The following is a 15,368-nucleotide window of genomic DNA, read 5'->3' as shown; positions in this document are numbered from 1 at the left end:
ATACACAAAAAGAAAAAGGCCAATTTTAAAACTTTATACCAAAAGGTGAAGCATTCTAATAAAAGCAAATCCCAATACATACAGATAAAATAATCACAATGGTCTCTTCCATTAATAGAGGGGGCCATTCTGTTGTTCCATATTAATTTTAAAATGATGAAACGTCTGTGTTCCACGTGAAACATATCTTTAAAGAAAGCGTATCTATTTAAAAGGGGAAATCCATACATACAAAAATAGTTTATAATAGTAAAGGAATATGAACTACAGGAGAGAGGCTATTGGACAGACAAAACAGCAAGTATAGATGGGTTGTTTTTGTGTCGGTGTTGTTTACATATCTTTTAATTGTCAGTCAGAGGACAGCGCCCGGATTAATATCTGACCAGTTGATGAAAGACTTTCACGTGTCGGCGGCTGCAATCGGGTTAATGGCGAGTATTCAGTTTTTGGCGTACGCTGGTTTGCAAATTCCGATTGGGATATTATCTGACCGGTTCGGACCAAACTTTTTTCTTATTATAGGAGCGCTTCTTGATGGTTTAGGCACTTTAATTTATAGCCTTGCAGCGAATGAGTTTGTTCTTCCTGCTGCCAGGCTATTGGTGGGCATAGGCGATGCGACAATTTGGGTGAATATTGTCTTGATATTAAGCCAATGGTTTAAATCCACGGAATTTGTTTCATTGCTTGGCCTGGCGGGAATGACCGGGAGCCTAGGCTTTTTGACGGCGACGGTGCCTTTTTCGGCATGGATTGCTTTAGCGGGTTGGAGGCAGCCGTTTTTCGTTGTAGGTCTTATCATTTTTCTTTGTGGTGTTCTTCTTTATTTTGTTCTGGTCAAGAAACCAAAACAAATATTTAGAGATTGTTCACCAGCCGGCAAATCTTCGTCGAAAGGCAATGCTAAGCGTGAAAAACTGCTTGTCATGCTAGTCCGGATATTCTCAAATCGTCAAGCTTGGGCAACCTTCTTATGCCACTTTGGTCTTGTCGGTACGTATGTAGGATTTATCGGTTCTTGGGCCGTGCCGTATGGAATGCATGTGTACGGCATGACACGTTCGGGAGCGAGCCAGTTGATAATGATCGGCCTTTTTGGAGCGATCATTGGTGCGCCTCTAGGCAGTTGGATTTCTAACCGGTTAGGATCGATAAAGCGGCCTTATACGCTCGTCCATTTACTGACGTTTTTGTGCTGGGCTGCTTTTCTATTATTTAACGGGAAGCCGCCGTTTTTTATGCTGATTATTCTTTTCTTAATCATTGGTTTCGGGAACGGGGCAAGTGCTTTAACGTTTGCCGTTGTTCGCAAATCCTTTGACATTAAAGAGGTTGGTGTCGTGTCTGGGTTTGCCAATACAGGGGGATTTCTAAGCGCTGTTCTATTGCCAAGCCTTTTTGGCAAGGTGCTGGACCATTTTCAATCGGCCCCAAGCAGTGTCGGTTATCATTACGGATTTATTATTTCAGTTATATTCTCAATGCTTGGTTTAGCCGGCGGCATTCTGATTAAGGAAAAACGCCGGGAAGCAAAGCATAAACAAGCTATCAGCGGCTAATTAAATGAATGTTAAGGGAAGGCGATGCGGCGAGCATTGCTTTCTCTTTTTTATGCTTTGGAAAGTAGAGCCGCTTTTTATCGGTGCATTAGCTGAAATTCTTTAAAAGCAGGAGCCGTCTCCAATCCTATTGACACAAAAGAAAACGTATGTTATTTAAAAAGTGTTTAGCACTCAAGTGTTTAGAGTGCTAATGTGCAGGGATTGTTATAAAATAGGACTAGAACTATTTTATGAAAGGGGAAATATAAATGGAAAAAATACAGTTTAAAGCTGAGTCCAAACGCTTGCTGGATATGATGATTAACTCTATTTATTCAAATCGCGAAATATTTTTGCGCGAGCTGATTTCCAATGCCAGCGATGCGATTGACAAAATCTATTATAAAGCGTTAACCGATGATGCATTAACTTTTGACAAAGACAGCTACTATATAAAAATAGAACCTGATAAAGAAAATCGCACATTGAAAATTATAGATACCGGGATTGGCATGACAAGGGAAGAGCTTGAAAATAACCTTGGAACAATTGCCAAAAGCGGTTCTTTAGCATTTAAAAATGAAAATGAAATTAAAGACGGTCATGATATTATCGGACAATTCGGGGTCGGATTTTATTCAGCTTTCATGGTAAGCGATGAGATTACGGTCATCACGAAGGCTTTAGGCAGCGATGAAGCGTATAAATGGAAATCTAAGGGTGCCGACGGTTACACGATAGAACCGTGTGAAAAAGATACAGTCGGTACAGAAATTATTCTGAAAATAAAAGAAAATACAGAAGACGAGAAGTATGATGAGTATCTCGAAGAATACCGCTTAAAAGCCATTATCAAGAAGCACTCAGACTTTATTCGCTACCCAATCAAGATGGAAGTTACACAAAGCAGGCTGAAAGAAGGCAGCGAAACAGAGTACGAAGAATATAAAGAGGAAAAGACCATTAACAGCATGGTTCCAATTTGGAGAAAAAATAAAAATGAACTGACTGATGAAGACTATGAGAATTTTTATCAAGAGAAGCATTACGGTTTTGACAAGCCGATCAAACATGTCCACATTAAGGCCGACGGTACAATAAGATATAACGCGATTTTATTTATTCCGGAGAAAATGCCGTTTGATTATTATACGAAAGAATTTGAAAAGGGTTTAGAGCTTTATTCTAACGGTGTTTTAATTATGGAAAAATGCCCGGATTTGCTGCCTGATTATTTCAGCTTTGTCAAAGGCATGGTTGATTCGGAAGACTTGTCTCTTAATATCTCAAGAGAAATGCTTCAACAAGACAGACAGTTAAAGTTAATCGCTAAAAATATTAAAAATAAGATTAAAAAAGAATTAGAAAACCTCATAAAGAACGATAGAGAAAAATATGAAACTTTCTATGAATCATTTGGCAGACAGTTAAAATTCGGCGTTTATAATAACTTTGGACAAGACAAGGACGTATTGAAGAATTTGCTCATGTTCTATTCATCTAAAGAGAAGAAACTTGTCACTCTGGATGAATATGTGTCAAGAATGGCTGAAGATCAAAAGTATATTTATTATGCGACTGGGGAAACGAATGAAAAAATTGAAAAGCTGCCGCAAACTGAACTTGTTGCCGAGAAAGGCTATGAAATTTTATATTTCACTGATGATGTCGACGAATTTGCGATTAAAATGCTGATGTCCTATAAAGATAAAGAATTCAAATCGGTATCAAGCGGGGATCTTGGCATTGATGAAGAAAAAGAAAAGCAAACGGAGTCTGTTGAAAAGGAAAATAAAGATCTCTTCGCCTATATGAAAGACGTATTGTCCGGGAAAGTTAAGGATGTTAAAGCATCAAAACGGTTAAAAACGCACCCTGTTTGTTTAACAGCTGGCGGCGATGTTTCGATTGAAATGGAAAAAGTGCTCAATGCGATGCCAAATAACCAAAATATTAAAGCGGATAAAATATTAGAAGTGAATGTTAACCATGAAGTGTTCCAATCGTTAAAAACGGCATTTGAACAAGATAAAGAAAAGGTTAAATTATATACAAATCTCTTGTACAATCAAGCGCTTCTGATTGAAGGCCTGCCAATCAGCGACCCGGTTGAGTTTACGAACGATATTTGTAAAGTAATGGTGTGATGAAGGGTTCGGAATGTCTTTCATTTTGCCTGCCTAGATAAATGGTCTGAACGACAAAGCGTTCAGTACGGCTGACGAGGACTTCAGCGTTATAGGCATATTGCTTTTCATTTGACATAATTATTTTGAAGAGGTTTATTGTCATTATATGGCGATAAACCTTTTTTAAATCTTTAAGCGATTTCTTCAAATAACGAGCAAGCCGTCCTGCTTGATTCTGAACTATCCTTGTTAAGCATCATTAGAAATAATACAAAAGGCATCATTTGGGATCTGGACTGAGAAACAAAAGCTTGGACTGAAAAATGAAAAGCGGAAAAGCGCCAGGTATGTACAAACAATATTAGTGTGATATAATAAACATAGAATATGAAATATTGAATAAAATAAATAAAGCCAACAGCGCGCGAACACTGTTGGCATACAATAGACCGAACCCCATCAAGGTGGGCTAGGCTATACTGAGGAATAATAATCCCCCATTCGCCGGCAAGCACATGAGGGGATTATTTATTTTTACTGGACATTATCGCCGCTATCAGCGCTCCAAACGAAATCATAAGCGTTAACGTTTGATAAATATCCAGAGGCAACACCTCCCTTCCTTGGAAATCTCCAATCAAGAGACACGTCAGAAGGTTACAGTGTGCCCAACCCCTCATGCGAAGTCGATCTATTGTTCTTACTATTATAGCACATAAGTTTGAAAAATATAGATTATTAAAATTTTTATTGCGCCAGTGAAAGCAATTTTAGAACTTAGTGATAACCGGCCTTCTCCGTCCCCGTTTTTTTAAGCCTGAAATATCTGGTCAATCCTTTCAATTTCTTCATCTGTCAACTTAACATCTAATGTTTTTATGTTACCGGCAACTTGTTCCGGCCGCTTGGCCCCAGGGATGACGGCATCTATGGCCTCCCGTGTTAAATACCATGCGAGCACTATATTTGCAGCCGCTGTATTTTTTTCATCAGCCATTGTTCGTATTTGCTCGACTTTTTCTATGCTGCGGAGGTATGTTTCTCCTTGAAATAGCGGTTTATCCTTGCGCCTGTCAGTAAATGTTGAGTCCTTTGTGTATTTTCCGCTTAAGAGCCCTGATGCAAGCGGAAAATAAGGGATAAATGATATGCGGTTTTCAGCTGCATACGGCAGCAGGTCTTTTTCCGCACCGCGTCTTAACAGATTATATTCAGATTGTACCACATCGACATAGCCGTCTTTGTTTGCCTCTTTTAATTGATCGATAGAAAAGTTTGACACGCCGATGGCCCTAATTTTACCTTCGTCTTTCATTTCTTTCAGGACACCAATAGCTTCGTCCTTTGGCGTTTTTTCATCAGGATAGTGAATATAAAATAAATCGATATAATCGGTTTTCAGCCGTTTTAAACTGCCCTCGACAGCTTCTCTTAAAAAAGAAGGGGAATTATCAATGGAAACTTCACCATTGACGAATTGATGCGCTCCTTTTGTAGCTATCACCACATCGCTTCGGCTTCCGCTTTCCTTGACAACTTGACCGACCAATTCTTCTGAACGCTCGGGGCCATAGATAAAGGCCGTATCTAAAAAGTTAATGCCATTCTGTAAAGCGGTACGCACGATTTCCCTTCCTGTTTCATCACTGAGGTTCGGAAAAAGGTTATGGCCGCCGACAGCATTTGCACCAAGTCCAATTGGCGTCACGTATAAATCTGTTCTGCCAAGCCGGTTTTTTTCAACCACTTTATCAATCATCTCCTTTTCAAACTTATTATTATCATAACAAGGATTAAATGATTATTGAAATCATTCGAATAGTAAAAAAATCACGATAATAAATATTCGTAATTTTTGCCCACAATTGAAAATAGGAATACAATAGCAGTTATAAACCAATGGGAGGGACTCACGTGGCGAAAGAGATATCGGCGGTAATGGCTGGAAAATACTCAGATCAGCTAAATGGACAAGAACAGCATCAAGTCATTAGAAACGCAATAATGAAAAATGGCATTGACGCAGCGACCGTAAATAGTGAGGTAACGAGTACGATGATCCAAGTGTTCTCCGAAGAGATCCAAACCGGAAAAGTGACTAATCAAAAACAGAGCGGCAGATGCTGGATGTTCGCCGCACTAAATACATTCCGCCATAAAATGAACCATGTTTTTAAACTTAATGACTTTGAGTTGTCGCAAAACTATACAAATTTCTGGGATAAATTCGAGAAAGCTAATTTTTTCCTTGAAAGTGTGCTTGAAACGGCGGATCAGCCATTAGACAGCAGGTTAGTCGCTTGGCTTTTGTCAACGCCGCAGCAAGACGGCGGGCAGTGGGATATGCTGACATCCCTTATCGAAAAATATGGTATCGTTCCTAAGCAGGTTATGCCGGAAACTTTCCAAAGCAGCAATTCTAGGAAACTCAATGCTGTTTTGAATGCTAAACTCAGAGAAGATGCGATTAAATTAAGAAATCTGCACGATGAAGGGAAATCAAGGGGAGAATTGGACCAAGCAAAAGATGATATGCTGTCTGAAATCTATAAAATCCTTGCCTTTTGTTTAGGTGAACCGCCAAAAACGTTTGATTTTGAATACAGAGATAAAGACAACGTGTTTCATAGAGATCAGGGGATAACGCCTCATGAATTTTATAAAAAATATGTCGGTTTAAATCTGGATGAGTATGTAAGTATTATTAACGCGCCGACGAAGGATAAACCTTATGGAAAAACTTATACAGTCCAATACCTCGGCAATGTCATCGGAGGCAATAGGATCAAATATTTGAATGTTGATATGGAAACGCTGAAGCAGCTGGCCATCAGACAAATCAAAGATAATGAAACTGTCTGGTTCGGGTGCGATGTCGGCAAATTATCCAATAGGGATCACGGTATAATGGACACGGAACTCTATGATTATGAGAAGGCTTTCGGTATGCCGTTTCAAATGACAAAAGGAGAAAGGTTGGACTATCTGGAAAGCTGCTTGACCCATGCGATGGTGCTTACAGGCGTAAATTTGGTAGACGGAAATCCAAACAGATGGAAAGTAGAGAACAGCTGGGGTGAAAAGGCAGGAGACAAAGGCTACTTTGTCATGAGTGACAAATGGATGGATGAGTACACTTATCAAGTGGTTGTTCATAAAAAGCACCTTTCAGAAGATCTAAAGAAAGCATGGGATCAAGAACCTATTCAGCTTAAACCATGGGATCCAATAGGTTCACTGGCTATGATGAGATAAAGAAGAGCAAAACAGTTACCGCTGGATCATTGCAACTGGTTGGCAATCAGGCTGGCCAGTTCTTGTTTTTCGCTGACAAAGGTACCTTTATTGAAAAAATGATTTTCTTTTGATGCTGATTTAACAAGACTATTCGCCCTTTTCTGACCCTTATGTGTTATACTATTCTAAAAAAAGGAGGCAAATAATAATGGAAGAAAGGGCAATAAAAGCTATTCAAGATGATTATCCGGATGACTTTGCCTGGTGTTACGGCTGCGGGCGGATGAATGAAGACGGCCATCATTTTCGAACTGGTTGGCAAGGGGAACAGACGGTGACGATTTATACACCGAAGCCAGAACATACAGCCCTTCCCGGTTTCGTCTACGGCGGCATTATGGCTTCACTGATCGATTGCCATGGCACGGGTTCGGCAGCCTTGGCCCTGCACCGTAAAAATGGCCATGAACCGGGAGATGGCTCTGAGCCTCCGCGCTTTGTGACAGCTTCATTGAAAGTAGACTTCCTAAGGCCAACCCCTCAAGGCGTTCAGTTAAAAGCGGTTGGAACCGTGCATGAAATACATCCAAAGAAATGGAAAGTTGACACTAAAGTATTTGCTGATGATTCGCTTGTTGTCCGGGGGGAAGTTATTGCTGTTGTGATGCCAAGTACATTTACGAAAAAAGCTGCGGCAGAATGATATATTTTTGCAAAAGGCAGGTATCGTCCTGCTTTTTTTATGTGGTCGTCTCTAACGAGAGTGATTTAATCTAAGTGCTCGTGCATGGACGCCGATATGCCGGGCACATCGCAAGTTCAGCTGAAATTATCCTCTGATACAATGGCCATCAGATGATAAATCCCTGCCAATGATCCATAAATAGATCAGGTAATTTTATAACGAACAATCATACAATCCATTCCATTAATAGAGTGAGAGACCTTTTTGTGTGAACTCATGTATTTTCTGATTGCCTTCAACAAACCAGAAGCCTCCTAAAAGAAATCTTTTGGATCATATATCTCTTTTCGATCGTCCAATTAATAGACTGTCTCCAGCTATTCTGATGATAAGAATGCCTGCTATCAACCATTCAGTATGAGAACGAGTCGGTTGATACGGATAATATGAGATTAGAATGAACATTAATCCTATGAATATTATTATAAGATTTTTTAGCAGTTAACGCTGTTTTTTGGACAAGAGGAAGCCCTCTTTTTAGTTATTACACCATTATTATACATATTATATTTAAATGCTGAAAGTAAGATTAATTTTAACGTGCCATTTTAAAAACGTATATTTCCTGGGAATTTTATTTTCATGCCATTATGTAGCAATTAAAACAACTTTATCCGAAAATGATATTGACTATATAGGAAAATATATCTATTATATATGGAGTGTTTATCTGGTATTATGCATTTCAATGGCACTCATTGGTGTTGTATCTGCAAATGCTTTTGCAAAGGGAAATGCAGCAGATACCCAGTATAATCTTATTTTTCATAAGGGATATAAGCAAGAACTAAATATCATGACTATTCCGTTTATCAGAAAAGCGGGTGGATTGGGAAAGGATAAAACAATGCGCTTGTGGTTTTAATAGGAGGCTCTTTATGTTTATTTCATTGCTAAGAATGGACTTTAAAAACGTATTTTCTTCCAAAAACTTTTGGCTATGTTTATTAGTTTTAACACTTTTATTCTTTGTTGATTTATATATCAGTGTATATGCCCCTTTAAAGATTGAAGGTTTCGATAAAGAGCATTTAGGATTTTCTTTATACTTCTGGCTGGGGACGAGCGGTTCCAGTATATCTACTTTGTTGTTTTTTACTATAGCAATTATTAGCTGCATGCCTTATTCAATAAGGTTTTTAGAAGAAAAGAGTAAGGGTTACCATATCTTTATTGTTTATCGCAGTTCTTTAAAAACGTATTTTTCTTCAAAAGCTATTGTAACTTTTATTAGCGGGGGATTGTTATTTACTTTTCCTTTTATCATCTCTTTTTGTGCTGCCATCTTGATGTTTAAAAATAAAGTTTTAGAGAAATCTTTTTATGATAATCTTTATCTGTTTCATCATCTTTTTCCCAGCCATGGCATCACCTATATGGTTATATACCTGATGATTATGTTTAGTTACGCTGGTGCTATAGCTGTTTTCGGGCTTTGGATATCTACATTTGTTAAGAATATTTATGTCGCTTATTTGGCGCCTTTTTTTATTTTGCTTATACTTCAGCCATTTTTTGAGATTGTATATCCTCAACTTTCGCCTATGTATCTTGCAAATCCAATTCAGCCAATTGCGGATGTATCAGTGTTTCATTTAGTTTTGGTTCCTGCTGTTATGTTAATCATTTCACTCATTGGCAGTTATAAAGGAATAAAAAAATATGTTAAGATCTAATTTCTTGTTTAATAGTATTTTAATTGAACGAAATAGACTTTTTATAAGTTTCGCTGCCTTATTTTTTGTCAGCTTTGTCACCTATCATAATAATTCTGCGGTATTCATAGAAGGCAAAAGTATTACACCTAACATTTTAGATATCTTTTCATATCTTTTGGAGCCGCCTACACACATCATTACTTTGGGAATATTTCTTTTTTTCAGCGGCAATGTTGGTTTGTCTCATCACTTTGTTTATAGATTCAATCATAGATTATCTTATGCTTTATTTCTTTTGAAACAATCGTTTTTGCAGATCATCATTTTTATCACATGTGTTATAGCAGTGACTTTGATCAGTACAATGATATTGAGCCCTAGACTGTCTTTATCTTTAAGCCAAGGTTATATGAATGCTGTCAAATTGCCTGATAGCATGCATCATATTGCTTTATATCATTTAGTGCATTTCCTTTGTCTTCTGTTAGGCTGGTTTTTATTATTAACTATTTCAAAGTTTGTATTGCTTATTTTTGATTTATGGTTTCGTAAAAACGGTGTTTGGTTTGGTGCTTTTTTGTTAATGTTTATTTATATTTCTGATCGTACTTTTTCGTTTTCTTTGTTGATAAACCAGGCTATACCTAAGTCATTTCTTTTTGTTCCTTATTTTCATCTATTTATAAATATCTTTTATCTGATTTCAATAACAGCCGTTTTGTATTTTATTTTTATCAGTCTAGTGGATAGGTATGAGTTTTTGGGCAGGTGATAGGATGTATCTGTATGATATTTGCAATATATGGCGCAAACTTAAGAGGCATTGGTTTATATGGTTATTTGCGATCGCTTGTTTGGAGTTGCTGAATATTCTTGTTATGAAAGGTCAAACAAAGATAAGCATCAATACTTTATGGCAGGCTTCCATGGGGAAAGGGAATTTTGTTTTCCCTTTCCCTTTTGCCTTTATTTTTAGTTATTTATTGTTTATGAATGGCATTTATTTATACGGCGAACAAAGAATAAATGCTGCTTCAATAATAATGATAAGGGGTTCATCACGAACGAAGCGGTTTTTAAGCAAAGCCCTTTTTAGTTTGAATTTGAGCTGGATCTATGTCTTGCTCTTATTAACAGTCATTCATGTTTTTGTTTTTTTATCGGGGGGCGCATTTAATTATTCTTATGACACCTTATATTCTTTTTTTACGGTTCTTTTTGTTTTTATTTTATTAAGCATTCTTCAAGGGTGCCTCATATTAGTCCTCAACTCGGTCTTAGCATTTATCATTTTGTTTACAATGATTTCCATATCTATATTTTATAAAAATATGTACTTGCCAGGCTACTATTTAATGGCAGATCATATTCATTTGGTTAAGGGACAAACATTAAAACAAGCGCCATTTTTTATGATTTCACTTTTATTTATTAGTTTGTCGGTGATTTTATCCTTACAATACGTAAAAAAGAAAGATATCTTATAATTTTGCAAGGAGAATGAATGATGTTTACTTCACTTATGATTAGCGATGCAAGTAAGACAATTAAATCTCAAATGGTTCTGTCGAATGTAAATTTAGAATTGTATTCGGGAAATATTTATGGGTTTAGAGGCATTAATGGTTCCGGAAAGTCAATGCTTTTTAGAATGATGTCGGGATTGTTAATTCCTGATAAAGGAGAGGTTAAAGTTAACGATAAAATCCTGCATAAAGATATTTCCTTTCCTGAAAGTTTAGGTCTTCTGATTGAGAATCCTGAGTTTTTGCCTTTTTACAATGGAGGAAAAAATTTACAAATACTTGCTTCAATAAAAAATAAAATAGGTTCTGCTGAAATTGATCATGCATTAGAGATTGTTGGCTTAGATAAAAACAGCGCACTTAAATATAGAAAATATTCTTTAGGAATGAAGCAGAGACTTGCGATTGCCCAAGCGATTATGGAATCTCCTGATATACTGATTTTGGATGAACCAACGAATGCCTTAGATGAAAAAGCCATCAAAGATTTGGAAAACTATTTAAAAAGCTATAAAACGAAAGATAAATTAATTCTTGTTTCGAGTCATGATAAATTATTCTTGGAGCGGATAAGTGATGAAATCTATCGTGTTGAATCAGGAAAAGTATTTAAAGAGGAAACTTTAAGCCGCAGAGAGAATACAAAATAAGCTATGATACCAATCTATTAATGGTGATGAATGATTGATGGTGAAGCCTAGTATCGGTACGGAAGAACGGGAGCTATCGCTCAAAAAACAGATTTGCCCATTCTTTCAAAAATAACTGATTGGACATTTCAGGGAATATAATTGGAATAAGATGTCTATTTTTAATAGAACCATTGGTTGCAGCATCATGAAATTTTCAGTACTATAGTAATGATTGTAAAGATTTGAAAAGAGGGTAACCAATGAGCAAATCATCCATTTATGGATTGACAATAGATCAATTAACATCGTGGCTTGAAGAACATGGACAAAAGAAGTTCCGAGCCCAGCAAGTCTGGGATTGGCTGTATAAAAAGCGGGTCTCACATTTTTCTGAGATGAAAAATGTGAACAAAGCGTGCATTCAATTATTAGAAGATCACTTCGACATGCACACGTTGCAGCAAAAAATAAAACAAAAATCGTCGGATGGCACGACAAAATTTCTGTTTAAATTAAAGGACGGCAATCTAATTGAAACGGTGCTGATGAGGCATCATTACGGCTTATCCGTTTGTGTAACAACGCAAGTCGGCTGCAACATCGGCTGTACTTTTTGCGCCAGCGGTTTATTAAAGAAAAACCGTGACTTATCCAGCGGAGAAATTGTGGAACAGATAATGTATGTTCAGCGCCATCTGGATGAAGCAGGTCAAGGCGAAAGGATCAGCCACGTTGTTGTGATGGGAATCGGTGAGCCTTTTGATAACTTTGAGAACACGGTCGACTTCCTGCGTATTATCAATCACCAAAAAGGTCTGGCGATTGGTGCAAGACATATTACGGTGTCAACGAGCGGTCTTGCGCACAAAATTTATGAATTTGCGGATATTAATCTGCAGGTGAACTTAGCGATTTCATTGCATGCGCCAAATGATGAGCTCAGGACACGAATCATGAAAATCAACCGCGCTTTCCCTATAGACAAATTAATGAAAGCTGTCGATTATTATTTAGAAAAAACCAACCGGAGAGTCACGTTTGAATATATTTTGCTGAAAGACGTTAATGATCATAAGGAAGAAGCGGCGCAGCTTGTCAAGCTTCTAAAGGATAAACGTCACCTTTCTTACGTGAACCTTATCCCGTATAATCCTGTTGATGAACATAATCAGTATCAACGAAGTGATCAAGAATCCGTGCAGGCGTTTTATGATATATTGAAGAAACACGGCATCAACTGCGGCGTTCGCCAGGAACAAGGCACAGATATTGATGCAGCCTGCGGACAGTTAAGAAGTAAACAAATTAAAAAGGCTAGAGCCATTTAGTTAAGATTAAGGACCTATAAAAAGATCGAATGAATCTTTTTATAGGTCTTTATCAATTTAACAACATAATTTGCAAGTTTAGGCATTCTTACTTTTGAAAAAGGTTAGCTTGTATCGGCAAGGATGATGCTTAAGCTCGCTGTTCGAAGAGTTTTGCAATTTCAATGATCACTTCTGTTGCTTTGACCATCGATTCTGCTGAAACATATTCGAACTTGCCGTGGAAATTTTCCCCTCCGGCAAAAATGTTCGGAGTAGGAAGCCCCATGTACGAAATCTGTGCACCATCCGTACCGCCGCGAATAGGCGCAATATGAGGTTTAATATCGAGGTTTTCCATTGCTTGATAAGCAATATCAACGATTTCTTTTACCGGTTCAATTTTTTCTTTCATGTTGTAATATTGGTCTTTTATGTCTAAAATAATGCTGTCTTTTCCATAGGTTTCCCTAAGTTCTTCAGCGATTTTTTCCATCGTTTCTTTTCGTGCGTTAAATTGATCTCTGTCAAAATCCCTAATAATGTAGTTCATTTTTGTTTCTTCAACATCGCCGCTGATTGAAACCAAGTGATAGAAACCTTCATAGCCCTCTGTAAGTTCAGGGGCTTCATCGGCAGGAAGCTTATTGTGAAATGCCATGGCGATTTTAGCCGCATTAACCATTTTTCCTTTTGCTGTCCCTGGATGAACACTGTTTCCTTTAAATGTCAGTTTGGCTGCTGCGGCATTAAAGTTCTCATACTCAAGTTCGCCAATCGGCCCGCCGTCCATTGTATAAGCATAATCAGCATTGAAAGCTTTGACATCAAACTTATAAGGGCCTTTGCCAATTTCTTCATCAGGCGTAAAGGCAACTCTAATTTTTCCATGTTTGATTTCCGGATGTTTAACCAAATAAGCCATTGCCGTCATGATTTCAGCAATGCCGGCTTTATCATCTGCGCCGAGAAGTGTCGTCCCGTCTGTCGTAATTAACGTTTGTCCTTTATAATTAGTTAATTCAGGAAACTGTTTCGGCGACAGAACGATATGTAAATCTTTATTCAATACAATATCACTGCCATCATAATGATCTACAATTTGCGGATTGACGTTAGCGCCTGTAAAATCTGTGGCTGTATCCAAATGAGCCAAAAATCCGATTGTCGGCACCTGCTTATTAGTGTTAGAAGGCAATGTTGCCATTACGTATCCGTTTTCATCAATAGTTACTTCTTCTAATCCAATTTCTTTTAACTCATCAACGAGCATATTGGCAAGCGTCAATTGTCCAGGTGTAGACGGGCATGATTCGCTTTCTTCATTAGATTGTGTGTCAACCTTTACATATGAAGTGAATCTTTTGATGATTTCTTCCTTCATATCCTCATCTCCTTTAGGCGTTATATGTTTATATTATCATGTAAAAAGATGTGCGGCATAAAAGAAAACTTGCCGCTCGGCAATCCTGAAAAGAGTAAATAGAGATTAAAAAGGCATATGAGGGGCAAACATAAAAAGAAACTTTCTTAAAAAGAAGCGGGACTGTGATCGAGAAAACAGCCTCATCATTTGGTGGCTAGTTATTCAAGTGATTTTAGCAGGATGTTCCGCTATCGGATCGAATCATATAATCTGAGTTTCAGCTTTATTAAAAATAAAAACTAATACGGGAGAACGCAATGAAAAAAAAGATCGTTGTTTTATTAGTGCTTGTATTAACGGTTCTGTCCGGCTGTTCGTTTGGGGCAGATTCTCATGGCAGCCAGAAAAAAGAAAGCGTAAAAAAGATTGAGCAAAAAAATCAGGCTGTTAAAGGAGCGAAAAGTGAGTCGCTAAAAAGTCCGCATACTGTTGACACAAAAGGATGGATCAGCGTGAAAAAGCCGGCGCATATTCCTATTCTGATGTACCACAGCATCTCTAAGGGAAACAGTTTGCGTGTGCCTAAAGAAGAATTCCGTGCGGAAATGAAATGGCTTAAGGACAATGGCTATTACACGCTGTCGCCCGAAGAGGCCTACGCTGTTTTAACTCAAGACAAAAAGCCTCGTCAAAAAACGGTATTAATTACTTTTGATGACGGATATTCTGATAATTACACGGAAGCTTATCCTATTTTAAAGAAATACGGCATGAAAGCGACCATTTTTATGATTGGCAGGTCCATTGACAAAAAGAACCATCTGACAAGAGAGCAAATGAAAGAAATGAATCGGAACGGCATTTCCATTGAGAGCCATACGATAAGCCACCTGGAGCTAAATACCTTAACGCCGGAACAACAGCGGCACGAAATGTCAGAATCAAAAGCGCTCTGCGATAAAATGTTTGGCCAAAATACGATAATGCTAAGCTATCCTGTCGGCCGCTATAACGATGAAACACTGAGATTAGCCAAAGAAACGGGCTATAAGATGGCTGTTACGACAGAACCCGGCGGCGCGTCGCGTGATCAAGGGATGTTTGCATTGCATCGTATTAGAATTTCTCCTGGCATGTCAGTGAAGGGCTTTGGAGCAATCGTTGATCGGGCCAATGGATAATGCATAAAAAGCGCCGAATCTCAAATACTAATTTTAATCGGTG

The 15,368-nt window shown here is 37.9% G+C and carries 13 protein-coding genes; 9 read left to right on the top strand and 4 right to left on the bottom strand.

What is annotated here, in order from left to right:
• Window positions 1-281: 281 nt before the first annotated feature.
• Together JOD45_RS08325 and htpG are read left to right on the top strand one after the other, a co-directional pair.
• Window positions 282-1,562 (top strand): MFS transporter, encoded by a 1,281-nt coding sequence (locus JOD45_RS08325; protein ID WP_205003434.1) that lies wholly within the window; start codon window positions 282-284, stop codon window positions 1,560-1,562.
• A 251-nt stretch (window positions 1,563-1,813) separates the two neighbouring features.
• Entirely contained in the window at window positions 1,814-3,691 is a 1,878-nt protein-coding gene (gene htpG / locus JOD45_RS08320; protein WP_205003433.1) for a molecular chaperone HtpG, read from the top strand.
• On the opposite strand, the gene JOD45_RS08315 is transcribed toward htpG, so the two are convergent.
• The 3 genes from JOD45_RS08315 to JOD45_RS08310 form a co-directional block, all read right to left on the bottom strand.
• Window positions 3,660-3,809, bottom strand: coding sequence for a hypothetical protein (locus JOD45_RS08315; RefSeq protein WP_205003432.1), 150 nt, complete (start codon window positions 3,807-3,809; stop codon window positions 3,660-3,662). The genes htpG and JOD45_RS08315 overlap by 32 nt on opposite strands.
• Before the next feature lie 388 nt (window positions 3,810-4,197).
• On the bottom strand, window positions 4,198-4,353 hold the full coding sequence (locus JOD45_RS16955; RefSeq protein WP_380896911.1) for a putative holin-like toxin: 156 nt from the start codon (window positions 4,351-4,353) through the stop codon (window positions 4,198-4,200).
• 131 nt (window positions 4,354-4,484) lie between these two features.
• Window positions 4,485-5,432, bottom strand: coding sequence for an aldo/keto reductase (locus JOD45_RS08310; protein ID WP_239549163.1), 948 nt, complete (start codon window positions 5,430-5,432; stop codon window positions 4,485-4,487).
• A 155-nt stretch (window positions 5,433-5,587) separates the two neighbouring features.
• On the opposite strand from JOD45_RS08310, the gene JOD45_RS08305 reads away from it, so the two are divergent.
• The 6 genes from JOD45_RS08305 to rlmN all read left to right on the top strand — a co-directional run bounded on the left by JOD45_RS08305 (window position 5,588) and on the right by rlmN (window position 12,799).
• Entirely contained in the window at window positions 5,588-6,928 is a 1,341-nt protein-coding gene (locus JOD45_RS08305) for a C1 family peptidase (RefSeq protein WP_380896908.1), read from the top strand.
• Window positions 6,929-7,118: 190 nt separating this feature from the next.
• A complete protein-coding gene (locus JOD45_RS08300; protein ID WP_205003431.1) occupies window positions 7,119-7,613 on the top strand; it encodes a PaaI family thioesterase in 495 nt (164 codons plus the stop codon).
• 556 nt (window positions 7,614-8,169) lie between these two features.
• The gene (locus tag JOD45_RS08295; protein WP_205003430.1) at window positions 8,170-8,520 is read left to right on the top strand and encodes a hypothetical protein; all 351 of its coding nucleotides are present in this window, start codon (window positions 8,170-8,172) and stop codon (window positions 8,518-8,520) included.
• A gap of 13 nt (window positions 8,521-8,533) precedes the next feature.
• A complete protein-coding gene (locus tag JOD45_RS08290; RefSeq protein WP_205003429.1) occupies window positions 8,534-9,331 on the top strand; it encodes an ABC transporter permease in 798 nt (265 codons plus the stop codon).
• A 1,489-nt stretch (window positions 9,332-10,820) separates the two neighbouring features.
• A complete protein-coding gene (locus tag JOD45_RS08285; RefSeq protein ID WP_205003428.1) occupies window positions 10,821-11,489 on the top strand; it encodes an ATP-binding cassette domain-containing protein in 669 nt (222 codons plus the stop codon).
• A 242-nt stretch (window positions 11,490-11,731) separates the two neighbouring features.
• Window positions 11,732-12,799: a dual-specificity RNA methyltransferase RlmN gene (rlmN, locus tag JOD45_RS08280; protein WP_205003427.1), complete on the top strand. Its 1,068-nt coding sequence runs from the start codon at window positions 11,732-11,734 to the stop codon at window positions 12,797-12,799.
• Between the two features lie 130 nt (window positions 12,800-12,929).
• Here the strand turns inward: rlmN and pepT are convergent, their stop codons facing one another.
• Entirely contained in the window at window positions 12,930-14,162 is a 1,233-nt protein-coding gene (gene pepT / locus JOD45_RS08275; protein ID WP_205003426.1) for a peptidase T, read from the bottom strand.
• A 299-nt stretch (window positions 14,163-14,461) separates the two neighbouring features.
• Between pepT and JOD45_RS08270 the strand changes: the two genes are divergently transcribed.
• Window positions 14,462-15,325: a polysaccharide deacetylase family protein gene (locus JOD45_RS08270; RefSeq protein ID WP_205003425.1), complete on the top strand. Its 864-nt coding sequence runs from the start codon at window positions 14,462-14,464 to the stop codon at window positions 15,323-15,325.
• The last annotated feature ends 43 nt before the right edge of the window (window positions 15,326-15,368 follow it).

Origin of the sequence: Scopulibacillus daqui (genome assembly GCF_016908855.1) — a bacterium.
Lineage (GTDB): Bacteria > Bacillota > Bacilli > Bacillales > Sporolactobacillaceae > Scopulibacillus_A > Scopulibacillus_A daqui.
Note: the sequence above shows the minus strand (reverse complement) of the source record. Positions and strands in the feature narration are given on the sequence as shown.

Excerpts from the sequence above, each read along its gene's own strand:
- htpG (WP_205003433.1), top strand. The coding sequence starts at position 1,814 with ATGGAAAAAATACAGTTTAAAGCTGAGTCCAAACGCTTGCTGGATATG.
- JOD45_RS08315 (WP_205003432.1), bottom strand. The coding sequence starts at position 3,809 with ATGTCAAATGAAAAGCAATATGCCTATAACGCTGAAGTCCTCGTCAGC.
- JOD45_RS16955 (WP_380896911.1), bottom strand. The coding sequence starts at position 4,353 with ATGAGGGGTTGGGCACACTGTAACCTTCTGACGTGTCTCTTGATTGGA.
- JOD45_RS08310 (WP_239549163.1), bottom strand. The coding sequence starts at position 5,432 with ATGATTGATAAAGTGGTTGAAAAAAACCGGCTTGGCAGAACAGATTTA.
- JOD45_RS08300 (WP_205003431.1), top strand. The coding sequence starts at position 7,119 with ATGGAAGAAAGGGCAATAAAAGCTATTCAAGATGATTATCCGGATGAC.
- JOD45_RS08295 (WP_205003430.1), top strand. The coding sequence starts at position 8,170 with ATGCTGAAAGTAAGATTAATTTTAACGTGCCATTTTAAAAACGTATAT.
- JOD45_RS08290 (WP_205003429.1), top strand. The coding sequence starts at position 8,534 with ATGTTTATTTCATTGCTAAGAATGGACTTTAAAAACGTATTTTCTTCC.
- JOD45_RS08285 (WP_205003428.1), top strand. The coding sequence starts at position 10,821 with ATGTTTACTTCACTTATGATTAGCGATGCAAGTAAGACAATTAAATCT.
- rlmN (WP_205003427.1), top strand. The coding sequence starts at position 11,732 with ATGAGCAAATCATCCATTTATGGATTGACAATAGATCAATTAACATCG.
- pepT (WP_205003426.1), bottom strand. The coding sequence starts at position 14,162 with ATGAAGGAAGAAATCATCAAAAGATTCACTTCATATGTAAAGGTTGAC.
- JOD45_RS08270 (WP_205003425.1), top strand. The coding sequence starts at position 14,462 with ATGAAAAAAAAGATCGTTGTTTTATTAGTGCTTGTATTAACGGTTCTG.